At 69.4% G+C, this 23,104-nt stretch carries 23 protein-coding genes, 1 tRNA gene and 1 pseudogene; 12 read left to right on the forward strand and 13 right to left on the reverse strand.

The genetic code is table 11. From position 1 onward, the window contains the following. Positions 1 to 20 precede the first annotated feature (20 nt). A tRNA-Ile gene (locus IEY78_RS11085) sits at positions 21 to 94 on the forward strand. Positions 95 to 992: 898 nt separating this feature from the next. Here the strand turns inward: IEY78_RS11085 and IEY78_RS11090 are convergent. Continuing rightward, complete coding sequence (locus IEY78_RS11090; protein ID WP_189097488.1) at positions 993 to 1,973, reverse strand: GlxA family transcriptional regulator; 981 nt, start codon at positions 1,971 to 1,973, stop codon at positions 993 to 995. Between the two features lie 71 nt (positions 1,974 to 2,044). Here IEY78_RS11090 and IEY78_RS11095 point away from each other — a divergent pair, with 71 nt between their 5' ends. Continuing rightward, a complete protein-coding gene (locus tag IEY78_RS11095) occupies positions 2,045 to 2,719 on the forward strand; it encodes an HD domain-containing protein (RefSeq protein ID WP_189097489.1) in 675 nt (224 codons plus the stop codon). A 70-nt stretch (positions 2,720 to 2,789) separates the two neighbouring features. Beyond that, a complete protein-coding gene (locus tag IEY78_RS11100) occupies positions 2,790 to 3,212 on the forward strand; it encodes a Rid family hydrolase (protein WP_189097490.1) in 423 nt (140 codons plus the stop codon). A 688-nt stretch (positions 3,213 to 3,900) separates the two neighbouring features. Here IEY78_RS11100 and IEY78_RS35115 read toward each other — a convergent pair. Together IEY78_RS35115 and IEY78_RS11110 are read right to left on the reverse strand one after the other, a co-directional pair. Further along, a pseudogene (locus IEY78_RS35115) lies at positions 3,901 to 4,131 on the reverse strand (amidohydrolase family protein); the annotation flags it as partial. 724 nt (positions 4,132 to 4,855) lie between these two features. After that, the gene (locus tag IEY78_RS11110) at positions 4,856 to 5,314 is read right to left on the reverse strand and encodes a hypothetical protein (RefSeq protein ID WP_189097491.1); all 459 of its coding nucleotides are present in this window, start codon (positions 5,312 to 5,314) and stop codon (positions 4,856 to 4,858) included. A gap of 374 nt (positions 5,315 to 5,688) precedes the next feature. Between IEY78_RS11110 and IEY78_RS11115 the strand changes: the two genes are divergently transcribed. Then, complete coding sequence (locus IEY78_RS11115; RefSeq protein WP_189097492.1) at positions 5,689 to 6,150, forward strand: pyridoxamine 5'-phosphate oxidase family protein; 462 nt, start codon at positions 5,689 to 5,691, stop codon at positions 6,148 to 6,150. 146 nt (positions 6,151 to 6,296) lie between these two features. Here the strand turns inward: IEY78_RS11115 and IEY78_RS11120 are convergent, their stop codons facing one another. After that, positions 6,297 to 7,010, reverse strand: coding sequence for an alpha/beta fold hydrolase (locus IEY78_RS11120; protein ID WP_189097493.1), 714 nt, complete (start codon positions 7,008 to 7,010; stop codon positions 6,297 to 6,299). A gap of 176 nt (positions 7,011 to 7,186) precedes the next feature. Between IEY78_RS11120 and IEY78_RS11125 the strand changes: the two genes are divergently transcribed. The 4 genes from IEY78_RS11125 to IEY78_RS11140 all read left to right on the forward strand — a co-directional run bounded on the left by IEY78_RS11125 (position 7,187) and on the right by IEY78_RS11140 (position 10,314). Continuing rightward, positions 7,187 to 7,969: a TIGR03084 family metal-binding protein gene (locus IEY78_RS11125; protein ID WP_229699853.1), complete on the forward strand. Its 783-nt coding sequence runs from the start codon at positions 7,187 to 7,189 to the stop codon at positions 7,967 to 7,969. Positions 7,970 to 8,196: 227 nt separating this feature from the next. Further along, on the forward strand, positions 8,197 to 8,559 hold the full coding sequence (locus IEY78_RS11130) for a hypothetical protein (protein WP_189097495.1): 363 nt from the start codon (positions 8,197 to 8,199) through the stop codon (positions 8,557 to 8,559). A gap of 664 nt (positions 8,560 to 9,223) precedes the next feature. Continuing rightward, a complete protein-coding gene (locus tag IEY78_RS11135) occupies positions 9,224 to 9,826 on the forward strand; it encodes a hypothetical protein (RefSeq protein WP_189097496.1) in 603 nt (200 codons plus the stop codon). A gap of 287 nt (positions 9,827 to 10,113) precedes the next feature. Then, a complete protein-coding gene (locus IEY78_RS11140; protein ID WP_189097597.1) occupies positions 10,114 to 10,314 on the forward strand; it encodes a hypothetical protein in 201 nt (66 codons plus the stop codon). A 491-nt stretch (positions 10,315 to 10,805) separates the two neighbouring features. On the opposite strand, the gene IEY78_RS11145 is transcribed toward IEY78_RS11140, so the two are convergent. After that, the gene (locus IEY78_RS11145; RefSeq protein WP_229699854.1) at positions 10,806 to 11,723 is read right to left on the reverse strand and encodes an EamA family transporter; all 918 of its coding nucleotides are present in this window, start codon (positions 11,721 to 11,723) and stop codon (positions 10,806 to 10,808) included. A gap of 322 nt (positions 11,724 to 12,045) precedes the next feature. Between IEY78_RS11145 and IEY78_RS11150 the strand changes: the two genes are divergently transcribed. Further along, entirely contained in the window at positions 12,046 to 12,381 is a 336-nt protein-coding gene (locus IEY78_RS11150) for an ArsR/SmtB family transcription factor (protein WP_189097497.1), read from the forward strand. 972 nt (positions 12,382 to 13,353) lie between these two features. Here IEY78_RS11150 and IEY78_RS11155 read toward each other — a convergent pair. The 3 genes from IEY78_RS11155 to IEY78_RS11165 form a co-directional block, all read right to left on the reverse strand. Next, on the reverse strand, positions 13,354 to 14,007 hold the full coding sequence (locus IEY78_RS11155; RefSeq protein ID WP_189097498.1) for a response regulator transcription factor: 654 nt from the start codon (positions 14,005 to 14,007) through the stop codon (positions 13,354 to 13,356). Between the two features lie 96 nt (positions 14,008 to 14,103). Continuing rightward, on the reverse strand, positions 14,104 to 15,840 hold the full coding sequence (locus tag IEY78_RS11160; RefSeq protein ID WP_189097590.1) for a sensor histidine kinase: 1,737 nt from the start codon (positions 15,838 to 15,840) through the stop codon (positions 14,104 to 14,106). Positions 15,841 to 16,043: 203 nt separating this feature from the next. Then, positions 16,044 to 16,919 carry a glycosyltransferase family 2 protein gene (locus tag IEY78_RS11165; RefSeq protein WP_189097499.1) on the reverse strand — a complete coding sequence of 292 codons (876 nt, stop codon included), beginning with the start codon at positions 16,917 to 16,919 and terminating at the stop codon, positions 16,044 to 16,046. A 218-nt stretch (positions 16,920 to 17,137) separates the two neighbouring features. Here IEY78_RS11165 and IEY78_RS11170 point away from each other — a divergent pair, with 218 nt between their 5' ends. The 3 genes from IEY78_RS11170 to IEY78_RS11180 all read left to right on the forward strand — a co-directional run bounded on the left by IEY78_RS11170 (position 17,138) and on the right by IEY78_RS11180 (position 18,845). Continuing rightward, complete coding sequence (locus IEY78_RS11170; RefSeq protein ID WP_189097500.1) at positions 17,138 to 17,500, forward strand: cupin domain-containing protein; 363 nt, start codon at positions 17,138 to 17,140, stop codon at positions 17,498 to 17,500. 344 nt (positions 17,501 to 17,844) lie between these two features. Then, the gene (gene trxA, locus IEY78_RS11175) at positions 17,845 to 18,252 is read left to right on the forward strand and encodes a thioredoxin (RefSeq protein WP_189097501.1); all 408 of its coding nucleotides are present in this window, start codon (positions 17,845 to 17,847) and stop codon (positions 18,250 to 18,252) included. Then, positions 18,249 to 18,845 carry a histidine phosphatase family protein gene (locus IEY78_RS11180; RefSeq protein ID WP_189097502.1) on the forward strand — a complete coding sequence of 199 codons (597 nt, stop codon included), beginning with the start codon at positions 18,249 to 18,251 and terminating at the stop codon, positions 18,843 to 18,845. Before trxA ends, IEY78_RS11180 begins: the two co-directional genes overlap by 4 nt. Before the next feature lie 39 nt (positions 18,846 to 18,884). Here the strand turns inward: IEY78_RS11180 and IEY78_RS11185 are convergent, their stop codons facing one another. The 5 genes from IEY78_RS11185 to IEY78_RS11205 form a co-directional block, all read right to left on the reverse strand. Next, a complete protein-coding gene (locus IEY78_RS11185) occupies positions 18,885 to 20,069 on the reverse strand; it encodes an RNA polymerase sigma factor (protein ID WP_189097591.1) in 1,185 nt (394 codons plus the stop codon). A gap of 8 nt (positions 20,070 to 20,077) precedes the next feature. After that, entirely contained in the window at positions 20,078 to 20,485 is a 408-nt protein-coding gene (locus IEY78_RS11190; RefSeq protein ID WP_189097503.1) for a YciI family protein, read from the reverse strand. A 176-nt stretch (positions 20,486 to 20,661) separates the two neighbouring features. Then, positions 20,662 to 21,693, reverse strand: coding sequence for a rod shape-determining protein (locus IEY78_RS11195; RefSeq protein ID WP_189097504.1), 1,032 nt, complete (start codon positions 21,691 to 21,693; stop codon positions 20,662 to 20,664). A 186-nt stretch (positions 21,694 to 21,879) separates the two neighbouring features. After that, positions 21,880 to 22,506 (reverse strand): hypothetical protein, encoded by a 627-nt coding sequence (locus IEY78_RS11200; RefSeq protein WP_373294114.1) that lies wholly within the window; start codon positions 22,504 to 22,506, stop codon positions 21,880 to 21,882. A 166-nt stretch (positions 22,507 to 22,672) separates the two neighbouring features. Next, entirely contained in the window at positions 22,673 to 23,104 is a 432-nt protein-coding gene (locus IEY78_RS11205) for a MarR family winged helix-turn-helix transcriptional regulator (RefSeq protein WP_189097506.1), read from the reverse strand.

Raw genomic sequence — 23,104 nt, forward strand, 5'->3', positions numbered from 1 at the left:
ATGTGCGCGACGCGCCGTGGGGGGCGGTAGCTCAGCCGGTTAGAGCAGCGGACTCATAATCCGTCGGCCGTGGGTTCGAGTCCCACCCGCCCCACTACAACTGAATCCCCGTGACCTGCGGAAAGATCGCCACCAGGCTAGCGCCGGCGAGGCCATCGCCACACCGTCGCCACACCGAGGCCCCGCAGGCTCACCCTGATGGCGCCCTTCAAGGCCCATGAGGCGCGGTCCGCAGACCTCTCCTGCACGGGGACGTGGCGAGCCCGGGCTCCCGTACGGGGGACCGGCAGAGCGAACTCTTCGACGAGCTGAACCGGCGGAACGCTTCCGTGACTTGGCTAACGGTCACGGACAGCAATGGCCACCCGGGTGGGGCAAGGCTCTCGGACCCGGGGGGGCCAGGCTCACGCGCGACCAGGTCAGTGAGCGGACACTTGACCTTCACAAGAGCAGGCCCGGCCGCTCCATCCCCAGGGAACGGTGCGCCGGGCGTACGCGCCGAAGACGGACGACGAGGTGTTCCTCGAACCCGAGGCGTACGCCCTGCTGCGGGCGCAAAAGAGGTCGACGCTCCGCGTGCAGCGAGCGTGGAAGCGGCGGGGCGAGGGCGGGACGTTCCTCGGCGCCCCGAAGACGAAGAAGTCACGGCGGACCCTGGTCCTCACGCCTGATCAGGTTCAGCTGTTCCAGCGGCGCTGCCTGGGCAAGAATCCGTCAGACCTCGTCTTCACGGCCCCTGAAGGGGGCGCCTGGCACTCCAGGGTGTCCCACGCCCACATGGGAGTTCGAGCCCGACGGCTTCACGACGCGGGCCGCCGAGTTCCACACCGAGTTCCGCCCTCACGGCAGCACCGAGGCACATGCTCGGGGAGTCACCAGGTCGGCCGTTGTTCGGGCGTTCGAACAGGCTCGCGCGGAGGCTTTGGTGGTGTGCCATGCACCCCCGACTCCGTCCTGACGATTCGCCAGCATAGAGGTCGTGGTGGCCGTCCTCAGTCCGTGCGCGGGGCTGCCGGTGACGAGACAGGACCCCGCGACGTCGAGTGGGTGAAGGTGCGGCGATAGGCGGTGGGGGTGGTGTCCAGCGTGCGCCGGAAGTGCAGCCGCAGGTTGGCTGCCGTGCCCAGCCCGCAGTCCCGCGCCACCTGATCCACGGAGAGGTCCGTGGTTTCCAGCAGTTCCCGTGCCCTGCCGAGCCGCGCGTTGAGTACCCACTGCAACGGGGTCGTGCCCGTCTCCTCGGTGAAACGGCGCATGAAGGTGCGTTGCGAGAGGCCCGCGTGCCGGGCAAGCACGCGCAGCGTGAGCGGTTCGCCGAGCCGGTGCAGGGCCCAACCACGGGTACCGGACAGCGACGCCTCGCCTGCCACCGCGACGGGAGCCGGCACGTACTGGGCCTGCCCGCCGTCGCGGTGCGGGGCCGCGACGAGACCGCGGGCGATCCGGTTGGCCACCTCCGCGCCCAGGTCGCGGCGCACGATATGCAGGCACAGGTCGATGCCGCAGCACACCCCGGCCGAGGTGAGCACGTCGCCCTCGTCGACGTAGAGCACGTCGCGGTCGACCGTGACGGCCGGGAATTCCCGCTCGAAGTCGTCGATGTGCTTCCAGTGGGTCGTGGCGTGCAGCCCGTCCAGTACGCCCGCCGCGGCCAGCGCGAAGGCGCCCGTGCAGATCGACACCACACGCCGGCCTCGGTCGCGGGCTTCGGCCAGTGTGTCGAGCACGGCGTCCGGCAACGAGAGGACCGGTTCGAACCCCGGCACGATCACGGTGTCGGCGGTGCGCACCTGCTCCAGGCCTCCCTCGGCGAGCAGTGCGAAACCCGCGGTGGTGGCCACCTTCGTGTCCAACGCGCACAGGGTCATCTCGTAGGGGGTTTCCGGCCGGGTGGTGAAGATCTGCGTCGGGATCGCCAGGTCGAGCGGGGTGACCCCGTCCAACGCCAGGACCGCGACTCGATGGGCTGCCATGGCAAGATTCTAACGAGGTAAGGCATTATTGCCTCTCGCCAGGTCAGGGCGGTCGCGGCCAGGCTGAGGACATGACCGGACCTACACGCGAGGCGACCGCCGACCCGATCGCGCTGCCCAGCACACCCCTTGCCGACGCCGTCACGAACCTCATCCGGCCGGTGGAAACGCCGTCCGTCTTCAACCACAGCATCCGCAGCTACCTCTTCGCCCGGCTGGTCGCCGGCCGCCTCGGCCTGGCCGTCGGCCACGACTACCGGGACGACCTGTTGTTCGCCGCGTGCGCGATGCACGACCTCGGCCTGGCGTCGGACGGCCCGCACCGGCAGCGCTTCGAGGTCGAAGGCGCCGACCGGGCCGCCGAATTCCTCATCCAAGAGGGGATGTCCACGGCCGACGCCGACCAGGTCTGGCAGGCGATCGCCCTGCACACCTCTCCGGGCATCGCGGAACGCCGCGGCACGCTGTGCGTGCTCGTCCGCGAAGGCGTCGCCCTCGACTTCGGAGGCCCGGCGGGCGCCGACCACCTCGACGCGGTCACCGATGAGCAGGCCGACGCCATGCACGCCGCCTATCCACGGCTGGACATGATCCGTTCACTCACCGACGCGATCGTCGCGCAGGCCGCGAAAGGCCCGAAGAACGCGCCCCGGTACACGACCCCCGGCGAACTCCTGCGCGAACGCCAGACCTTCGGCCGGACCCGGCTGGAGCACACCGGCCGTTCGTCCCGCTGGGGCGACTGACTCGACGGGGTCCACGACCCGTCAACAAAGAAGTCAACAGAGGTTCGACAAAGAAGAGGAAGCGCCGCAAATGACCGTCCACACCGTCGAGATCCCCGAGAACAACGCGGTCTTCGGGGAGACCACCAACGCCTTCGCAAGCTTCGGCTATTCCGCCGCGGTGCGTGCGCACGGCCTCTTGTTCATCGCCGGAACGATCGGCCGCCGCGCCGACGGAACCATCCCGGACACCATCGAGGAGCAGACCGAAATCGCCGTCCGGAAGATCGAGGAGATCCTCCGGATGGAGAACCTCGACATGTCCGCCCTCGTCGACGTCACCAGTTACCACGTCGACATCCGCCGGCACCTGCCCGGATTCATCAAGGCCAAGCAGCACCTCGTCGAAGCGCCCTACCCGACCTGGACGATCATCGGGGTCAGCGGCCTCGCCAGCCCGGGTCTCCTTGTCGAGGTCCGCGCGACCGCCGCGTATCCCGACGCGTCCCGGTAGACCGCCGCTCCTGGGCTCGCTCCCGGCCCCAGGAGCCCGTCATAGCGGACGTGGAGCCCGTCATGGAGATCGTCGGCCCGCCAGGCGTTCGCGACATGGCAGAGAGAGCTGTCACCACAGACCAAGCGACCTGCCTGCGGCGATGGCTGCCTCGATACGCGCGAAAACTTCGGGCTCATGCTCTCCGCGTTCGTGGCCGGCGCGGATCGCAGCTGCGATGGCGCGTGACCGTACGGCAGGGCCGCGGAGATCAGCCAGAGGGCTCCCTGGGTCCTTCCGGCGGGCCAGCCACTCGGCCCGATTTCTCGGCAGGCGTCCCAAGGCGTAGGTGCTCAGGGCGCTGGCAGGAATGGTCGTCGCAGGTGTGGCAGACGGTGGGGTTGTCGTCGCCCCAGCCGAGACACGGGATCACACCGTGTGCGAGCTGATAGCCGTACAGATGGCCAGGCACGGTGCCACGTCGGGTGCGGCCGGGGCGGGAAGCCGCACGGAAGCTGGCGTGTCCGCTGCTGGAGATTCCCGCCGTCCAGAACCAGCAGCCGGAGGAACAGCGTTCACACGGACGGGCGTTGGATCTCCAATGAGGGAGAACTGTTCGTCAACGGACTCGGACCCGGACCGTACCGCAGTGAGCGGGAACAGTCCGGGCCCGAGTCCGTTTTGTTAGTGCCACTCGACCCGTTCCGGCCTACTTGAGGTCTTGTCCGAAGGGCAGGTTCAGCATACGAATCGGATTGCCGCGAAGAAGCTTGCACGCCACGTCGTCGGGCAAGTGGCCGACATGCTCAGCAGCGATCTGCCTGGTGCGGGGTCACGTTGAGCCAATGCGAGGACAGTGCCTCTCGAAGGTGGCGTTGTTGAGGCCTACGGTTTCGATGGCGTCGCTGCCGTGCGTGTCGGGGAAGAAGCACCGGAAGATCAAAGTATTCTTCACGACTGCATGTCTCGCCAGACATCACCATGGCGCTGGTTCTGGTGGCGGGAGCCGTGATCCTACGCGGGGGCATGTGCGCGATGCGGGAGCTGTACTGAGACACAGCGCGCGCCGATTCCGAGCGATGCAGAGCACATGCAAAAAAATCGGCCCCGACTGCCGTCCCGCGGGGGCAGGTTGACGGTCGGGGCCCTTGCGTGAACCTCAGCGGGTCAGGCGGAGGTTTCAACCGGTCAGGCCGGGCTCGTCGACCAACGCCAACAGGCACTCTGGTGGTACGGAACCCATCGAGCTAAGGGCCGTCCCGTAAGAAGCGGAGTTTGTAAGGCGCTATACACCTTCACCAATTGAGAACTAGGTGAGCCATTTGCCAGACCAGCACGCAGTGTGTGAGTACACAGGCGGACCAACCGCGTGCGCCTTTCACCCCGTACCGCAGCACCTGTATCCACTCCACCAACGTCAACACTGCCGCGAAGCTCCACATGATCCAAGAGACAACGCGCCAGACCGTGGACAGGTCGGTCACCATCCCGATGACGGCCACGGGTATGAGTACCAGTAGAGGGATCGCCCAGGTACCTTCCGTAGCGTTACCGGCGGGGGTCTCAGCGGCTTCTTTCATTGGAAGTCCCCTCTACGTAAGGTTCAACCACCCGGGCCCGCAGCGTGGAGCCGCGGGCCCGGACGACTATGCAACTCCGGTCACTCAGTGATTGAAGTGCCACCAGATGTCGTACAGGGTCAGGCCAGGGCTCAGGCCCTTGATGAGGTACTTGATGTACCAAGGACGACTGTCGACCCAGTTCTTGAAGGTGGCGTACTTCCCTCCGACAGCCTTGGTGAAGCCGCCGATCTTCTTCAGGGCGCTCCAAATCTTTCCCCAGTTCGGGGCTGCCAGCGCCTGCGGGCCAGACTTGGAAGGGGCGGTGTCTGCCGCCCGCTTGAACTCGGCTATTTCGTCGGCAGAGAAGAGCGACAAGAACGCCCTGGCCTCCGGCGCCTTACTTTCGAGCAAGGCCGCAAGGGACTCCGTCACTTGGGCTTCCTGGGCAGCGGGCAGCCCGGACGACGACATCGTTGCGGCAGTCGCTGCCGGCGCAGCGACACCGATGGCGACCGCCGCCATCGTCGTGGCTGCGGCTATGCGTAAACGCTCGTGACTCACGTACAATTCCCCTTGTAGTCCCATGGGGGAAGGGGCATGCGGGATCGCCGGTAGGCGTCCAAACTTAACGGCCCCCGCGTGTTTCTTCCCCCTATTTGCTCCCCGATCGGACGATCCACCCGACCAAGGCGGAGTCATCGTAACGTAAAGAAATCGGAAACTTGATCTCTTTTCCGGTGACGAAGATCACAACGCGAGCTAGGCCGTGTTTCGAATGTCCTGGCGCCTTGGGTGTCGGTTCCAGCTCCCTGCTGTGACGCGTTCTGTCCGCCATGTTGTCGCTCTTGGTGGGTACCTGGGCGCGATGGTCCGCCTGCAGGCTTAGGGCCTGCGCCCCATGCGCACCGTGAACTTGCTGACTAAGGTCGGCGCCCATGCGAGCTACGGAGATCATTCGCCGCACCACGGCAGAGCGCAGGCGGGACAGCCTGGAGCGGCTTGGCTCAGAGCGCGACATGTGGGTGTCGACGGCCCACCCCGACCACGGCCCGCATCAGCTGCCACTGTGGTTTCTGTGGGACGGACAGGCAGTGTGGATGTGTACCGGCGCGAATTCTGCGACCGCGCGCAATGTGCGCAAGGAACCGCGCGTACGGCTGGCGCTGCCGGATGCCTTCGACGTGGTGCTGCTGCAAGGGGAGGCAAAATGCTATCCCGCGCGGGAAGTACCAAAGGATTCCGCAGATGCGTTCGCGGACAAGTTCGGCTGGGATCCGCGTACGGAAGAGACCCCCTTCCTGTACCTGCGCGTGGCACCGCGGACTGTGCGTGCCTGGCGCGGAGTACCGGAACTGCGTGGCAGGGTCGTGATGCGGGATGGGGTGTGGCTGGGGTAGCGCGGGGCGTCGTTCGAATGCGCTGCTCACAGCCACTCGTTGATGGCCGCCATGAGGCGACCATCCTCATAGCGGCCATCGGCGAAGGGCTGTGGCCAGCACGCATCAAGCGCGTCCAAAACAAGCCCGCAGGCATGGAGGTGCTCTCACTGCACGGCAGCATTGAGGAAAATCTGCGCCAGCTCGCGGGGCTGGGAGAACATCGGCCAATGGCCGGTGTCCATCTTGACCAGCCGCCAGCGCTCGCTGTTCAGCAGCTCGGCCACCTCTTCGTCGGTTTCGGCGTCGTCAGGCTCGGCCCCCGGCATCACGCACAGGACGTATGTGGCCGGAAGTTCACCGAGCGGCCCCGCCAGCACAGCGGGCTCGGTCAGCGTGGCACCTGGGTGAGGCGTCGAGCCACGTACGAGGCGTGCGATCTGCTCATCGGTGAGACCTTCGCCGTCGTAATGAGCAGCTGGCGCGAGCGGCCAAAATCCTCTGTTCTCGGCGATCGATGCCTTCACTGCCGCCCCGCCGTCCGGCCAGGCGGAGACAAACGACTCGCCGTCAGTGGGAACACTTGAGTCGACGAATATCACGCGGGCCAGTCGGTCACCGATCCGCTCCGCGGCCTGACCGACCGGGATGCCCGAGTAGCTGTGACCCACCAGGATTACGTCACGCAGACCCTGGCGTTCTACCTCGGCAACGATGTCCTGGACGTGAGTCGCTTGCCCCGCCGGTACACCCCGCTTGTCAGCAAGACCGGACAGCGTCAACGGATAGACGCCGTGGCCAGCCGCACGCAGATACGGCACCACCTCGCCCCACGCCCACGCCCCGAGCCGTGCACCTGCAACCAGCACGAAATTCCCCATGCCCGCACCGTAGCCGGGCAGCCTGACGATCTCCTGGAAAATGCTTTCGATACACGCCCGAGGAGCTAAAGCGTGGTGGTCCGTGGTGCGGCGAGCCCGCCATCGAGTGGGCAGACTCTGGCGACATCGGGGTCTGCCCGCGCACTTCGCCTCCGCTGACCTCAGGGAAGCGCATCATGGCTTACATGTTGAACTACGACCTTGCCGTCCCCGAGGTGGATGACGCCGGTGTCCTGGCCGCGCTGGTGGCTGAGGGTGATGATCTCGACGTCCTGGTCACGGAGTTGCACGACTGGTCCTTACCGACACCGGCACCGGGCTGGACGGTCGCCCACCAGATAGCCCATCTCGCGTGGTCGGACGCAAACGCACTCAGCGCCCTACGCGCTCCGGACGCGTTCAGCGCCGAGCTTGGGCGGGCGGAAGCCGAAGGCGGCGGGTATGCCGACAAGGCCGCCGCTGCGGGAGCGGTCAAACCGCGGTCGCTACTTCTGGACGAGTGGCGGGCCGGTCGAGCGGAACTGGCGGCGGCGCTGCTCGATACGCCATGGGACCACGCCTTCCCCTGGTATATGTCGAAGGTGACCCCGGCCCTGATGGTGCCCCTTCGTCTGATGGAAACCTGGGCACACGGACAGGATGTCTTCGATGCTGCGGGCGTGGCGCACCGCCCGACGGATCGACTGCAGCACGTGGCCTCGCTGGGGGTGTTGGGACGGGCGCTGTCCTTCGCCGCCGTCGGACTGCCTGAGCCGGCGGCCCCCTTCCGCGTCGAGCTGACAGCATCTGACGGGCAGACGTGGGTGTGGGGGCCCGAGGCTGCCGCGCAACGGGTACAGGGCAGCGCCATGGACTTCTGCCTGTGTGTCACCCGGCGTCGCCCCTGGTCCGAGACCGACTTGACGGCGACCGGCGAGGACGCACAGAAGTGGCTGGAGGTGGCCCGCGTCTTCCTCTGAAAGCTTGTCGGGGTGGCTGGTCATGCTCTCCGCCTGAGCCCTGAGGCGAGACTTCTCGGTCTCCTGGGACCAGCCGATCTTGCCGATGAAGACCCTGCTGTTGGCGGCGGCCGATGCCCAGACGGGCCGGTGGCGGGGGTGGTGGGTGGCCTGCGGGCAGAGTCACATATCCCGGCGAGTGGGCAATGCGCTTACCGTGGCGCCCAGTTGAGGTGGAGGGGGCTCGCATGCAGCACGGGGACGTGGACTACATGGCCGCGCTGGAAGCCATGGTGGGGGTTCTGAAGAGCTGGGCCCGAGAGGGCAGGACCGACACCTACAAGTCGCTGAGCACGGCCGTGGCACCTGAGCACCGGGTGCATTACCACGGCCGGATGATGTCGCTCCTGTTGGCGGACGTATGCCGCCAGGACAGCACCGGTCCCGAGCCGATGCTGTCGGCACTGGTGGTCAATGGATCCAGCCAGAAGCCGTCCGACCAATTCTTCGAGCTGGCCGTTAGTGAGTTCCGCCGTCGGGACCCGGACTGGAGCTGGGAGCGGGAGCGGGACGCAGTGTTTGCCCGATACCGCGACGTGAATTCGCCGTGAGTGGTGCCGTGCCCGGGCCCTCGTAGGCAGACCGGCTCTCTTTCCCTCCATCTGCTACGAAGCGTAACTGTGCATCGGTGTGCGACACCGCGGGTACCGGGGGACCAACCCCGCGGGTGCGGGGAACCGGCGGGAGGCGTGCCGATCCCGAACCGTGGCGGTCATCGCGTTGCTGTAGCTGTCGGCTACGGAGCCGACGGAGGTGGTGGCGCCGGCCTCGATGAGCCGTTCGTCGTAGCGGCTGGACACGGAGGCCCGGACTCTGCGGACGGCTCGCTCGCTCAGCTCGTCGGGGTACTTCCGTGGTGCGGGCATCGGACCTGTGTCCTCCCATCTGCCGAGGCGACATGCCGGGCTGCGGGGCCGCTACAAAATCCGGTTCAGCTCAGTTCGATGTCGTTCTGAGGAACGTCCCCGAGTCTTCCTCTGCGAGCGGCCCCTCTTCCTTTCCTCCTCTCCTCGCCGTAGTGGTCCTCGGTACGTGGGCTGATCGAGGCAGTCATACCTGAACGCCAGGGCCGGCGATGCTGATGCGGTCGGAGACAAGCGCGCTGCGGTGGGTCGCTGCACCGCATTAGTGGTCCGTTAGCAGAACGCCAACCCGGTCTACGAAGGTGATGGTTGTCCGGGAGCGAACCAGAGAACAGAGCAACAGGAATCCACGATGAACACCGCCACCCTCACCACCTGCCTCCGCGGGCGCGCCGGCCGCCGCATCGCCACCACCATTGTCGCCGCGGCGACGCTGGGGATGGGGCTCACGGCCTGCGGGCAGGGCTCCGGGGCGGCGAGCGCCGTCGGCTCCGCGAGCACTTCGACCGCGTCCGACTCGCAGCACGCCTCGGCCGCGGCCCCGGCCCAGCACACGAGCGGCTCCTCCTTGTCCCACTCCGCCTCGCAGGGTCAGAGCGCCAAGTCCACCAGGGCGTCGGCCACCGCCGGGGGCGGCGTCGCCCACGCGGGCAGTCACCGCACGCTCGTCGGCAAGCTGGAGTACCTTGCGCCCGGCAAGCTGATCGTCAAGCCCCAGGGCGGCGGCATGGACCAGGCGTTCTTCGTCGCCAACGCCACGAAGATCCTCGGCGCGGCCGCGATCTGTTCGGACGACTCGGGCAGCGTGTCCATCGGCCAGGACGGCTACGGCACCTCGAAGTGCACCGTGGACCAGCTGGAGAAGGCTGCCAAGACCAGCAGCGTGACCGTCCGCGTCACCATGAGCACCAAGTCCGGCGCAGCCGAGACGGTCGAGGAGAAGTACCACCCGTAAGCCCTCGCACCCCGCGCCATACGCGCCCCATGGACCGCTCACCGCTCTACCGGTGCGGGGACGTGCCGACCAGCTTGTCCGAGGGCCCCGGTCCTCGGACAGCACTGGCCGGAAAAGCTCACCACCCGGTGAACGACGCACAGCTCAGGCGGTTTTCGGCCGCAGCGTCTCTCCAGGAGAGCTGTGCGGAGAACGACCCGAAGCAACCAATGGAGGAATGAATGAAGTCCTGGCGCACTCGTATCGCTCTCGGTCTCGCCGTGGGTGCCGCAGCCGTCACCATGCCGTTGACAGCCACGACCGCTTTCGCCGACACCCAGCCCAATGACGGCTGGGTGCAGGTCGGTGGCGAGTCGTTCGACTCCTTCCAACAGTGCGTCGACCAGGTGAAGAGTGACCTGCCGCTCAACCCCAAGTACCACGAGGCCACCTGCCAAAGCGCCCCCCAGCCCGGACTCCCCAACTTCTACATCGAGTGGATGCGCTGAGCTTGTTCTAGACAGCCTGACCTCGAACGATTCCTCGAACCTGATCGCTCGTACGAGGATTCCGGGGACGTGAACACGGCCTTCGTCCGGTCCTGTGCTCCGACCGAAGAAGCACATGGCCGGCACGAAGGCCGTGGGGGAACGAGTCCGCTGCACGCCGGCGTCCGGCGGGAAGCGTTCCCGCGGTGGCGTCACCCGTCCGGAACGGCTTCTTCGACTGCCCGTCCGTGCGCGGGGGCACGCCGTTGAACCGGACCGGCGCGTTGCTGTGCGCGGATGGACCGGTGACCACAGCGGTGGACCTCACGCTGAACTTGACGCCGCCGGTGCCCTTGGTGGTCTTGGTCTTCCGTGCCCGTCGGTGGCCGGTGGGGAGGTTCTCCGGGGGCTTGGGTAAGTCGGCGGCCGTACGGGGGCTGACGGGGCGTCCGGTGGTTGAGGGTGGGCGGGTGGCGCTGGTGGCGGGACCAGCCCCGCATGCGCGGGGACCACTAGGGCCTCTCGTTTGGATCATGTCGAGGACTTGAGGCATGAAGATCTTCGACGTTGCCGGATGACCGGTCAGGGGAATGCATTGTCGCCTTATCGGTCGTGCTCGGGATGCCGGCCCCGTTCCGTGCGGATCCCTTCTCGGGGAGAGAGCCGCTCGTTGCTCGGACGCGTGAAATCCTGCGTTTTCCGGGGCGCAGGCAGGTGGCGGCGATGGAGGCGCAGGCGACTGTGGCGATCCCGAGCCACCGTGACCGGTCGAGGTGCTGGCCAAGGACGAGCAGGCCGAAAAGGGCGCCTGCGGCAGGCTCCAGGCTCGTCAGGACGCCGAAGACGCGCGGCGGAATCCGGCGCAAGGCTTCCAGGTTGAGCGAGTATGGCAGCACGCTGGATACGACTGCCACGACGGCCGCCACCCACAGGACGTGTGGGTCAAGCAGGCCGGAGCCGGCGTGCACGATGCCATAGGGGGCACTGAGCAGCGCCGCCCAGGCGATGGCCACGGCCAAGCCCTGGCCGCCGCTGAGGCGGGTGGCCATGCGGGCGGAAACCAGAATGTATCCGGCCCAGCAGCAGGCTGCCGCTACGGCCAGGACAAGGCCGACCACGGGCAGAGAGGTACTGTCTCCGCCGCCGAGCAGGAGTACGCCTCCTGCTGCCAGGCATGCGGGGAGCAGGTCGAGAGCACGGCGGGAGCCTGCGAGGGCGATGGCGAAGGGGCCGAGGAATTCGATCGTGGCGACGATCCCGAGCGGGATGTGGTTGACGGCTTCGAAGAAGGCGATGTGGTGTCCGGCCAGCAGCGTTCCGGCGGCGAGTACGGTCTTCCAGGCTCCCTTGGCCGACTTGAGTGCTTGGCACCTCGGGCGCCACAGCACGCAGAGGATCAGGCCGGCGATGAGGAGGCGCAGGAACACCACGCCGGCGGCTCCTGCCTGGGGGTAGGCGCTGGGGGCGAGCGCTGCTCCGAACTGGATCCCGCTCACTCCGGCCAGTACGAGACAGGGCGCGGGCACCTTGCCCGCGACGGCGGAGAATCCTCGGGCCGCAGTTCTTTGTTGCATTTCTCCGTCCGCGGTTCGGGGCCCGGGCATGGGGCTGCCCGGGCCATGGCGTTTATGGGCGGCCGACGACATCAACTGCCAGCCCATCGGGGGATGTTCAACCGGTATCGAACATGAGCAATGTAAGATGAGGATCGAACATTCAGCAAGCAAGTGCGGGCCGCGGAGGGGCTGAGAGATGCCGGAGCAGGCTGGAGCCACAGGACACCGACCGGCTCCCGTGCACACCCACCCCGACGACGTCCCCTTGCTCACCGCCCTGGCCGCGCTCGCGGACCCGGTGCGCATGCATCTGATCTGCACTCTTGCGAAACACCCCGACTGGACGCTCAGCTGCAGCAACTTCGACGTATCCGTCGGCAGAGCCGCCAAGAGCCACCACTTCTCCGTCCTGCGCGACGCCGGCCTCGTCGAACAGCGCGACCAGGGCACCAAACGGCTCAACCGCCTGCGCCGCGAAGAGTTCGACGCCCGCTTCCCCGGCCTCCTCGCCCTGGCCCTCCGCGCCGCCTAAGTTGCGTGTCGGGGGCCATCCCCGCATGCGGGGGACAACTCAGCCACGAGCTGCCGCAGGGGCGGATAGACGGGACCAGCCCCGCATGCGCGGGGATCACAGGCCGTGGGCTGCGGTTTCAGGAAGGCGGTGAGTTGCTTTTACTTAAATTCAGCGATTCGGACGTAATGCCCTTCGATTAGGTTGCAGGTTCAGCAGGGCAGTAGTGGCCCATGGAGCCTTTGTGGCCTGGGGCACCGTTCCGGCGTTGTACTGCTGGTGCATGTGATGTCGGTGGCCCCAGGCTATTACTGGACTCTTTGTATCCGTCACGGTGGATCCTGCCGGTTTGAGCCAGCGCCATGGTGGAAGCCCAAGGGAAGGCCAGGCTGGTGCTGTTCGCGCGTCGCAGCTGGGCCAAGGCTCCCCGTCCCCGGTGACTACAGAACGTGAGCTGCTCCGGAGGAGACCGTTCGAACTGCGTGGTCATCCAATTGCACGCATGGCTCGGCAGGCCATGGGCTGTAGGCACGTCTCGCCAGGAGCGGCGTCTGCCGGGGGAAGTGGTGTGGCGATTACCTAACCGCACTGGATCCAGCAGGATCGAGTAGGGCGCAGCAGGATGGAATGGGATGGGAATGTCGGCTTCTTCGGCGAAGCCGCAGGTGAGACGTGTCACCGGGGATAGGTCGAGTTCCACCTGCCCCATTGCAGCACTCAGGGGAAGGCCTCTTTCTGCCTGGGGAAGCGTCAGAACGGGGGTCACCACACCAGTGTGGTGACCCCCGTTCAGTCGTTCAGACCAAGATCAAGTGGCTCTACGGTGGCCCGGACGGCGTCGCGGTGGCGCGCAGGCGGTTGCGCAGCCTTCTTGGGCCGCTTCGGCCAACCGTCAGGCTGTTGGCGCTATCGTCCGGCGACCGTGCGGGGGCTGACGGGACGTCCGGTGGTTGAGGGTGGCGGGCTTGGGCAGCACCCGCATGCGGGGCTTGCTCAGTTGCCCAGGCCGGCGTCTCGGGCCAGGAGGGCGGCCTGTACGCGGTTTTCGCAGTTCAGTTTGGCGAGGATGCGGCTCACGTACGTTTTGACCGTGGCCTCGCTCATGTGGATTCGTTGGCCGGCGTCCGCGTTGGACAGGCCCTCGCCCAGCAGTGCCAGGACCTCCAGCTCGCGGCCCGACAGGGTCTCCAGCCGGCGGCGGGCCTGTTCGGCGCGGCGTGTGCTCTGGCCGGATGCCAGGGAGTCGACGACGTGACGGGTGGCGCCCGGTGACAGGTAGGCGTCTCCGGCCGCGGCGGCCCGGACGGCTCCCATCAGCTCCGCGGGCGCCGAGTCCTTGAGGAGGAAGCCGGCGCTGCCCTCGGCCAGGGCGCGCAGCACGTTCTGCTGGTCCCCGAAGGTGGTGAGGATCAGCACCCGTGCGTCGGGGGCGGCGCGGCGGAGTTCGGCGAGGGCGGTCAGGCCGTCCATGACCGGCATCTGGATGTCGAGCAGGACGACGTCCACCCGCTGGGCGCGGGCCAGTTCGGTCGCCTCGCGGCCGTTCGCCGCCTCCGCGACGACGTCGATGTCGTCGGCCGAGGTGAGAATCATCCTGATACCCGCCCGGATGAGCGGCTCGTCATCCGCGACGAGAACCTTGATCACGAGTCTCCTGCGCCCTCTTGAACGGTGATGGCTACGGCCGCTCCCATCATCCCCGACCACGCACCCCGTCCGGACCCCCGGCGAGCGTTCCGCCCCTTATGTTGTGACCTCGAAGGACCTCTTCTCGATCAACTTGCCGTCCTTGAAGCAGAACCGGAAGACCGGCTCCTTTTCCAAGCTGCTGCCGAGCTCCGAGGAATTCAGGCTGAGGCACTTTGCCCCCTCGGGCACCGGTGGTGCGCCGTCGTCCAGGCCCTCGGTCAGGACGGAGGAGCCCTCGGGCAACTGCTTGCGCACCGTGGACTCGGGCTGGCCCACCTTTACCGCCGCGTACTCCTTCGGCTCGACCATGGCCTTGTTCACCTCGGTCAGGAGGAAGGCCCCACCGACGAGGACGCCGACCACCAGCAGCAGGGCGAGCAGTGCCGCCACCCCGCAGCCGATGGCTATCCCGCCGCTTCTCTTCTGCGCGCTCATGGCCGTGGCCAGCTCCTTCGGCGATCTGTTCCAGTCGGTGACCGGATCAGCTTCGCCGGGCGGACCCGCCGTGATCTGCTGTCGAAAGTCGCCCGTCGGATCGACGAACGTCGCCGTCTCGTCGCCGGGCGAGGAGTTGGTGGCGCCGCGCTCCGGCGCCGTGTACGGAAGCACACCCGCCAGCCGGAAGCCGCCGTCGGTCGTGGCGCCCACATGCACCATGCCGCCGACGAGCCGGGCCCGCTCCCGGAGCCCGGTCAGCCCCTGGCCGCCGCTCACCACATTCCGGCCGTCGTCCGCGGTCCCGGGCACGGGGCCGTTCGCGACCTCCACGACCAACGAGTCCGGCTCATAGCGCAGCGCGATGGCGATCGAGGCGCCCGGCGCGTGCTTGTGGGCGTTGGTCAGGCCCTCCTGGGCTATCCGGTACGCCGCGTGGTCGGCGGTCGGGGCGAGCGGACGCACCTCGCCCGAGCGTCGCAGCTCCACGGCCGTACCGGCGCTCCGGGACGCCTCCACCAAGTGGTTGATGCCTGCCACCCCGCGCGACGGGGACTTGGCGTCCTCCTCTCCCCTCGCCTCCGGAGCGGAGGTGGGCGGGCCGCTCGCGACGACCGGGGGAGCGGTCCCGTCCTCGGGGGCGTGGGTGCCGTCCCGCAGCAGCCCCACCACCTCGCGCAGCTCGCGCATCGCGCTCACCGACGCCTCCCGCAGCACCCCCACGGCTTCGCGCTGTCGCCCGGTCAGCTCGCGGTCCACCTCCAGCGCTCCGGTGTGCACCGATATGAGGGCGAGCTGATGTCCGAGGCTGTCGTGCATGTCCTGCGCGATGCGCTGGCGTTCGCGCATCCGGGCCTGTCCGGCGATCATCGCGCGCTCACGCAGCAGTTGGGCGTTGTACTCGCGCAGGGTGTCCAGCAGCGTGCGGCGCTGCGACCAGTATCGGCCGGCGAGACCGGGCACGATGGTTGCCACCAGGGTCGCCAGGGCGCCTATGACCACGGAAGCCGTCGAGACCTGCGGCAACTCCCGTGAGAGTTCCAGGCCGAAGCTGAGGCCGTATGCGACGGCGAAGGTGCCGGTCGCCCTGCCGACGCCCTCGATCCGGCGCCCGGCGGACCAGCTCGTGACGGGCATCAGCAGCGCGAAACCGTTGCACGGGATGGAGGCCGCGATGGCCACCAGCAGGACGGTCGCGGGCAGCACCCGGCGCAGCGGCAGCAGCAGTCCGGCGGCCAGTGCGACGGCGGCGATCCCTACCGCGCCCCCGTCGCGCACGGCCTCGGTTCCTCCCGCAAGCGTCGCCAGCAGCACGCTCAGCAGCGATTCCAGCACGATGCGCCTGGGCGGCCACATCCCGGGAGCGAAGAGAGCCCTGCCCGGTTCGGCCAGCCGCAGCCCCGTACGCACCCATGCCGTGGGCACCTGCCGAGCGCGCCGTGCACGCTCCATACCTTCCACACCTGTCACGTGGTCACGGTAAGCAGCCCCATGCGCCGAGGACATCACCTTTCGTCGCGAGGTGCAGCAACGAAAGTCTCACGACGGCGGCGGCAAGGTCAGATGACCGGTGGCCGGCCCAGCCTCGTCATGCGCCAGACCGTGCGCCAGCGCATCGGGCGGCGGCGGCCGCAGGGGGTGCGGACGCCCTCGGTGAAGCCGGCGGCCCAGGCGCGGAGGCCGGGGAGGGAGCGGGTGCGCAGCGCCGTCAGGAGTGCCCATACGCCGAGGTAGACCGGGACCAGGACGGCGGGGAGGTGGCGCTTGGCCAGCCAGACGCGGTTGCGGGCGACCATGCGGTGGTAGACGGCATGCCGCGTGGGGGAGGTGTAGGGGTGCTGGAGCACGAGTTCGGGGGCGTAGCGGATGTCCCAGCCGTCGTCCAGGGCCCGCCAGGCGAGGTCGGTTTCCTCGTGGGCGTAGAAGAACTCCTCGGGCCAGCCGCCGATTCTGTCCAGCATCGGCACGGACAGGGAGTGCCCGCCGCCGAGGAAGGTGGTGACCAGGCCGCCGTGCGCCGGGTCGCCGACCCGCAGGCGGGGGACGTGCCGGCGCTGGGTGCGGCCCCGTTCGTCGGCGATGCGGAAGCTCACGATCCCCAACGTCGGCTCACGGGTGTGCAGTTCGGCCAGCCGGCTGAAGACGTCGTTGCTGATCAGCAGGCCGTCGTCGTCCAGGTCGACGACCAGGTCGAGGTCCCCGAGCTTGCGCAGCTCGTCCAGGGCGACGTTGCGGCCACCGGAGACGCCGAGGTTGTCGGTCAGCTCGACGCCCAGCGCGCCGTGCGGAAGCGGGGGGAGCGGCGAGCCGTTCCCGATGACCACGACATGCGCCGGCTGGAGGTCCTGCTTGGCGACCGAATCCAGCAGGGCCTGCAGTTCGGCCGGGCGGTTCCCCATGGTCAAGATGGCGACGCCTACGCGCAGATGACGCACAGAAGAATGCTCCGTTCTTGGCGGTCCTCTCGGGATGCTAGCCGCCGGAGGAGGCCACCGCGTGCCACGGCACCTCTGCGGCGACATCCCGGCCGGGCGGCTCCGGCGGGCGGCCGCACCGGTGGCCGGGCGCGCGGTCGCGGCGCACCATGGAAGGACCGGATGGAAGGGCCAGGGGCGGACACGAAGGACCAGGGGGGTGGCAGGAGGAAGCCCTCATGATGGAAGTCAAAACGGTCGACAAGCCGGATGAACGGCGCGACTTTCCCCGGGGTCACCTCGAAGCCCTGCACCTCACCGGACTGGACTTCGCCGTGGCCACCTTCGAGCCCGGTTGGCGCTGGTCGGAGTCGGTGGGCCCGATTGCCGGGACCGACAGCTGCGAGATCCACCACAACTGCTTCATGGTGCAGGGCCGGATGCGGATCCGGATGAACGACGGCGCGGAGTCCGAAATGGGACCCGGCGACGTCTTCGTCTGCTCGCCCGGTCACGACGCCTGGGTGGTGGGGGACGAGCAGGTCATCGTGTACGACTTCGCGGGCGCCATGGCGACCGACTACGGGAAGGCGAAGGAATAGCCGCCGCGCCCTGCGGGGCGTGGCAGCGGAATACGGGAATGCGCCGGCCGGGGTGCGGTGGCGGCGAGGGTCGCAGCCGGGTCCCGGCCGCGCCGCCTCGCGCCCCGACGCGCCCCGGCCGACGGTCAGGGGCGCCGGTCAGGTGCGTCGGGGGCCGTCGGACCTGGTGTGGAAGGCGGCGCGCGGGCGTGGCGATCCCCACTCCGATCGGGATGTCTAGGAACGTGATCGGTGGGCAGGGGTGCGGGACGGTCCGGCGTGCGGAATACGTCACGGGTTGTTCCCGTTACCGCAGCCGGAGACCGACTGACAATCGTCGACAGACCGGAAGCAGGGACATACGCATGAGCACCATCGAGCTCACCAAGGACAACTTCGACGAGATCGTCTCCGGCAACGATTTCGTCCTGATCGACTTCTGGGCCGAGTGGTGCGGGCCGTGCAAGCAGTTCGGCCCGGTGTTCGAGAAGTCGTCGGAGACGCACGAGGACCTCGTCTTCGCCAAGGTCGACACGGAGGCGCAGCCCGAGCTGGCGCAGGCCCTCCAGATCCAGTCCATCCCGACCGTGATGATCGTCCGGGAGAACATCGCCGTCTTCGCCCAGCCGGGCGCGCTGCCCGCGGAGGCCCTGGAGGACGTCATCGGCCAGGCCCGCGCGCTGGACATGGACGAGGTCCGGGCGTCGGTCACCGAGGCCCAGCAGGCCGAGCAGGCGCAGGGCGAACAGGGTCAGCAGGCGCAGAGCTCGTGAGCGACCTTCTTCTGGTCCGGCACGGCGAGACCGAGTGGAGCAGGGACGGCCGGCACACCAGCTGGACCGATCTGCCCCTGACCGTGGACGGCGAGGAGCAGGCCCGCGCACTGCGGCCGCTGCTGTCGGGCCGGAAGATCGGGCCGGTGTACGCCAGCCCGATGCAGCGGGCGCTGCGCACCGCCGAACTGGCGGGCCTCGCCCGTCCGCAGATCGACGCCGATCTGCGGGAATGGGACTACGGCGGCTACGAGGGCGTCACCACCGCCGAGATCCACCGCGCCCGGCCCGGCTGGTATCTGTTCTCCGACGGGGTCGCCGAGGGGCCCGAGGCGCATCCGGGGGAGTCGCCCGAGCAGGTGGGGGCGCGCGCCGATCGGGTGCTGGCGCGGATCGCGGCGCAGCTCGCCGCGGACGAGGGCGATGTGGCGCTGGTGGCGCACGCGCACTTCCTGCGGGTGCTGGCCGCCCGCCGCCTCGGCCTGCCGCCCGCCGCCGGCGGACTCTTCACCTTCGAGACCGGGGCCGTGTGCGTCCTGGGCACCGAGCACGACCGCCCCGCGGTGGTGGCCTGGAACGCCAGGAGTCTGTGAGGGCCGAGACTGTGCCGCGGGCCGGTCCGCACGGACCCCTCAGCGCCCCCTCCCGGCGTTGAGGCGGGCGGCCTGCCGGGTCAGGTAGTCGCGTTCGGCGAGGTTGGGGGCCTTCCGGGCGGCCTCGGCGTAGAGCCGTGCGGCCGTTGCCGGGTCGCCGTCGCGTTCGTGCAGGTAGGCGGCCACCGCCGTGTGGCGGGGCAGTGAGTCGTGCAGGGCCGCGAGCGCCGCCAGTCCGGCGCGCGGCCCGTCGGCCTCGCCGACCGCCACGGCGCGGTTGAGCCGCACGACCGGGCTGTCGGTCAGGCGCACGAGCTCGTCGTACCACTCGACGATCTGCACCCAGTCGGTCTCCGCGGCGGTGGCTGCGTCGGCGTGCAGGGCCGCGATCGCGGCCTGGGCCTGGAACTCGCCCAGCCGGTCGCGGGCGAGCGCCGCCTGGAGGATCGCCACGCCCTCGGTGATCGACTCGGTGTCCCACCGGCCGCGGTCCTGCTCGGCCAGCGGCACCAGGCTGCCGTCGCGCGCGGTGCGGGTGGCGCGCCGGGCGTGGTGCAGCAGCATGAGGGCGAGCAGCCCCGCCACCTCCGGGTGGTCGATCGCGGCCGCGAGCTGCCGGGTGAGTCGGATGGCCTCGGCGGCCAGGTCGACGTCGCCGGAGTAGCCCTCGTTGAAGACCAGGTAGAGGACGCGCAGCACGGTGGCGACGTCGCCGGGCCGGTCGAAACGCACCCCGGACACGGTGCGCTTGGCGCGGCTGATCCGCTGCGCCATGGTCGCCTCGGGCACCAGGTAGGCCCGGGCGATCTGGCGGGTGGTCAGCCCGCCGACGGCGCGCAGCGTGAGCGCCACCGCGGACGACGGCGTCAGCGACGGGTGGGCGCACAGGAAGTAGAGCTGGAGGGTGTCGTCCACCCCGGACGCGGGCCCGGGCGCCGGCTCCTCGTCGACGAGTTCCTCACGCCGGCGGCGGGCGCTGTCCGAGCGGGCCTGGTCGAGGAACCGGCGCCAGGCCACGGTGACCAGCCAGCCCTTCGGGTCCCGTAGGGGTTCTCCCGGGCCCGAACGCGGCGGAGAGCCCGGGGAAGGGCCGGCCGGCCAGACGCGGACCGCCTCGACCAGCGCGTCCTGCACGGCGTCCTCGGCCGCCGCGAAGTCGGCTCCGCGGCGGACGAGAAGGGCGATCACGCCCGGCGTGAGGCTCCGGAGCAGGGCCTCGTCCATCGGTGCGGTCACTCCGTGATGGTGGGCGGCGCGGTCAGGAACGGGCGCACCTCCAGCCACTCGTGGATCGGCTTCCCGCCCGCCCCGGGGGCGGCCGACAGCTCACCGGCCAGCTCGACGGCGCGCTCGTGGGTGTCGACGTCGATCACCATCCAGCCGGCGATGAGGTCCTTGGTCTCGGCGAAGGGGCCGTCGGTGACCGGCGGGCGCCCCTCGCCGTCGTACCGCACCCAGGACCCCTCGGGGGCGAGCGCCTGACCGTCGACGAACTCGCCGGTCTTCTCGAGCCGGGCCGCGAAGTCGTTCATGTACTGGATGTGCGCCGAGATCTCTTCCGGCGTCCACCGGTCCATGGGGACGTCGTTGACCGCGGCCGGTGCGCCTCGGTAGTGCTTGAGCAGCAGGTACTTGGCCATCGTGCCTCTCCTCGGTGCTGGTGCGACCCATTGTGGTCGCGTTCACCCCGGGGACGGAGCCGGACGCGGGTTCTCGACATCGCGGGCCGAGGTTTTTCCGGACCGCGTGGAGGGCGGGCCGCCGCCCAGCCCTGAGCAGGACTCCGGGCGGGCCCGAGAGGCTTTGCGGACAGCCCCTAGGGGGCCATCGGGTCGAGGTGCAGGGGCTGCACCTTGCCCTCGATCATGGCTCCGAGGCCCATGACGGCACAGATGTCGGGGCGGTCCGCGGTGTGCACCGGCATGGTCGTGGCCTGATGGATCATCGGCTCCAGGCCGGGGATCAGCGCGCTGCCGCCGGCGAGCACGATGCCGCGCTCCCCGAGGTCGGCCACCAGGTCCGGCGGGCAGCGCCGCAGGACGGCCCCGATGGCGTCGAGGATCGCGGTCAGCGGGGTGGTGATGGCGTCCCGCACCCGCTCGGTGTCGACGTGCACGGAACGCGCCATCCCGCTGATCAGGTCCCGGCCGTGCACCTCCGTGGAGCCGGGGGTGAGACCGTCGCCCCCGGAGAGGACCATCTGGAGCGGACGGACGGCCTGGCCCGCCAGCATCAGCTCGTGGTGCAGCCGCAGGTGCTGGATGACCGCGTGGTCGATGGCGTTGCCGCCCACCGGCACGGTCTCCGCGGCCACGATCGAACCGAGGGAGAGCACCGCGACCTGCGTGGTTCCCGCGCCGCACACCATGATCATGGTGGCCTCGGGCTGCTCGACCGGCAGCCCGGTGCCCACCGCGGCCGCCACCAGGGTGTCGACCATCTCCACCCGCCGCGCGCCCAGCCCCGTCAGCGTCTCCACGGCGGCCCGCTGCGCCAGCGGTTCGCTGCCGTGCGGCAGGCAGATCGCGGCCCGCGTCGAGGGGCGCCGCCGCCAGGTCTTGCGCAGCTTGTCGCCGACGAGGGTGCGCAGCAGCCGCTGGGCCATGTCGATGTCGACGATGGTGCCGTTCGAGACCGGGCGCACCACCCGGATGTAGTCGGGGGTGCGGCCGTCCATCACCTCGGCCTGCGCCCCCACGGCCAGCAGCGCCCCGGTGCGGGTGTTGATCGCCGCGACGGTGGGTTCGTCCACGACCAGCCCCTGGTGCTTCACATACACCCTGGTCCGGGCGGCGCCGATGTCGATGGCGGCCGAGCAGCGGCGCAGTTGGGCGAGGCTGATGTTCATGGGTGATTCCTCCCCGATGGGCCGGTGTGGGCGGAGCGCGCGGGCGGCCCGTTCGCCAGGAGCCGCTGAGCGCCATCCTCCGGGCGTGCGCGGCCGGCCGCCTGTCGGGAGGTCCGCTCGGGGGACGGGTGCGGGGCGGTTGCGGCAGCGGAGTGAGGCGGTGCGGCGCGCGGCTCCGGCGGGCCCTCAGCCGGTCAGTCGCTGGTACAGACCCCAGGTGAATTCGGGGACGATCTCTCGCGGGGCGCCGTCGGGGCCGGGCGCGGTACAGGCCAGGCGCCAGCGGGTGGGGGCGCTGCCTTCCATGGGGCGGGCCGGGGCGAAGGCGCGGGCGACCTCGTCGACCGTGCAGGACCAGGGCCGCAGATCCGCGGTCGTGTGCAGGTCAGGGGCGGTGGCACCGGGCGCGCGGATCAGCCAGGCGTTCCAGACGGCGCCCCGGCCGCCGGTGAGGACCTCGAACCGCAGATCGGGCCAGAGCGGGACCGGCCAGGTCAGGGCCTCGCAGGTCAGATCGCCGATCCGGCGGGGCGCGACGGCCTCGGGGGTGCCGAGCAGCGCACGATAAGGCCGGATGCCGCCGGCCGCCCGTGGGGCGTGCATGCGTGCCTGCCAGCGGCGGTTGGCCTCGCGCAGGTCGGCGCGGGAGACCTCCAGTGTGCGCAGCGCGTCCTCGACCAGGTCCGGGTGGTGGTCGGCCATCCGGCGCAGCAGGACCAGCTGGAAGGCGACCGGCCCCGGAGGCCCGGAAGGGGCGCCGCCACCGGGAGGCGGGTCGTTGTCGGGGGTGCGGGAGGGGTTCATGAGGGACATGGTGGGGGACGGCGGGGGCCGAGGGCCGCACGGCTGCGGAATCGGGCGAAGGCGGTTGCGTTCTCCGCGTGAGTCGCCGGGGCTCGGGGTGGCGGAAGGTATGAGGCGGTGGATATGGGGGAGTTGGGCCTGTGCGCGGCTCCCGGAAACCCGCGCCTCCGCTCACTCACTCCGGTACGAAGCCGAGCATCCGCTGGAGCAGCTCCTTCAGCAGCGTCCGCTCGGTGACCGTCAGCCGGCCGAGGGGTTCGCGCGCGAAGCTCAGTGACGTACGCAGCGCCTCGGCCGTGCGCGCGCCCTCGTCGGTCGGGGCGGCGAGCTTGACGCGGCGGTCGGCCGGATCGGGGCGGCGCTCGACCAGGCCGCGGGACTCCAGGCGGTCCACGATGCCGGTGATGTTCGACGGCTCGCACTTCAGGCTTTGGGCGATCTTGCGCATCGGCAGCGGTTCCAGGGAGAGCAGCCTGAGCACCCGGGCCTGCGCGCCGGTGAGGGAGTGCTCGGCCGCGGCGTGCTCGTACTCCTCGTAGTAACGGGCGACGACGGTGCCGATGAGATCGACGACCTCGACGGTCAAGGAGTCTGCGCACGGTGTCAT

It is taken from the genome of Streptomyces kronopolitis (assembly GCF_014646275.1).
Classification (GTDB): domain Bacteria; phylum Actinomycetota; class Actinomycetes; order Streptomycetales; family Streptomycetaceae; genus Streptomyces; species Streptomyces kronopolitis.

What these genes read in the sequence shown, in the direction of transcription:
- trxA (WP_189097501.1), top strand. Translation starts at nt 17,845, where the DNA reads ATGAGCACCATCGAGCTCACCAAGGACAACTTCGACGAGATCGTCTCC.
- IEY78_RS11190 (WP_189097503.1), bottom strand. Translation starts at nt 20,485, where the DNA reads ATGGCCAAGTACCTGCTGCTCAAGCACTACCGAGGCGCACCGGCCGCG.
- IEY78_RS11205 (WP_189097506.1), bottom strand. Translation starts at nt 23,104, where the DNA reads ATGACACCGTGCGCAGACTCCTTGACCGTCGAGGTCGTCGATCTCATC.
- IEY78_RS11150 (WP_189097497.1), top strand. Translation starts at nt 12,046, where the DNA reads ATGCCGGAGCAGGCTGGAGCCACAGGACACCGACCGGCTCCCGTGCAC.
- IEY78_RS11115 (WP_189097492.1), top strand. Translation starts at nt 5,689, where the DNA reads ATGCGAGCTACGGAGATCATTCGCCGCACCACGGCAGAGCGCAGGCGG.
- IEY78_RS11185 (WP_189097591.1), bottom strand. Translation starts at nt 20,069, where the DNA reads ATGGACGAGGCCCTGCTCCGGAGCCTCACGCCGGGCGTGATCGCCCTT.
- IEY78_RS11195 (WP_189097504.1), bottom strand. Translation starts at nt 21,693, where the DNA reads ATGAACATCAGCCTCGCCCAACTGCGCCGCTGCTCGGCCGCCATCGAC.
- IEY78_RS11170 (WP_189097500.1), top strand. Translation starts at nt 17,138, where the DNA reads ATGATGGAAGTCAAAACGGTCGACAAGCCGGATGAACGGCGCGACTTT.
- IEY78_RS11200 (WP_373294114.1), bottom strand. Translation starts at nt 22,506, where the DNA reads ATGTCCCTCATGAACCCCTCCCGCACCCCCGACAACGACCCGCCTCCC.
- IEY78_RS11160 (WP_189097590.1), bottom strand. Translation starts at nt 15,840, where the DNA reads ATGTGGCCGCCCAGGCGCATCGTGCTGGAATCGCTGCTGAGCGTGCTG.
- IEY78_RS11120 (WP_189097493.1), bottom strand. Translation starts at nt 7,010, where the DNA reads ATGGGGAATTTCGTGCTGGTTGCAGGTGCACGGCTCGGGGCGTGGGCG.
- IEY78_RS11090 (WP_189097488.1), bottom strand. Translation starts at nt 1,973, where the DNA reads ATGGCAGCCCATCGAGTCGCGGTCCTGGCGTTGGACGGGGTCACCCCG.
- IEY78_RS11125 (WP_229699853.1), top strand. Translation starts at nt 7,187, where the DNA reads ATGGCTTACATGTTGAACTACGACCTTGCCGTCCCCGAGGTGGATGAC.
- IEY78_RS11130 (WP_189097495.1), top strand. Translation starts at nt 8,197, where the DNA reads ATGCAGCACGGGGACGTGGACTACATGGCCGCGCTGGAAGCCATGGTG.
- IEY78_RS11100 (WP_189097490.1), top strand. Translation starts at nt 2,790, where the DNA reads ATGACCGTCCACACCGTCGAGATCCCCGAGAACAACGCGGTCTTCGGG.
- IEY78_RS11095 (WP_189097489.1), top strand. Translation starts at nt 2,045, where the DNA reads ATGACCGGACCTACACGCGAGGCGACCGCCGACCCGATCGCGCTGCCC.
- IEY78_RS11135 (WP_189097496.1), top strand. Translation starts at nt 9,224, where the DNA reads ATGAACACCGCCACCCTCACCACCTGCCTCCGCGGGCGCGCCGGCCGC.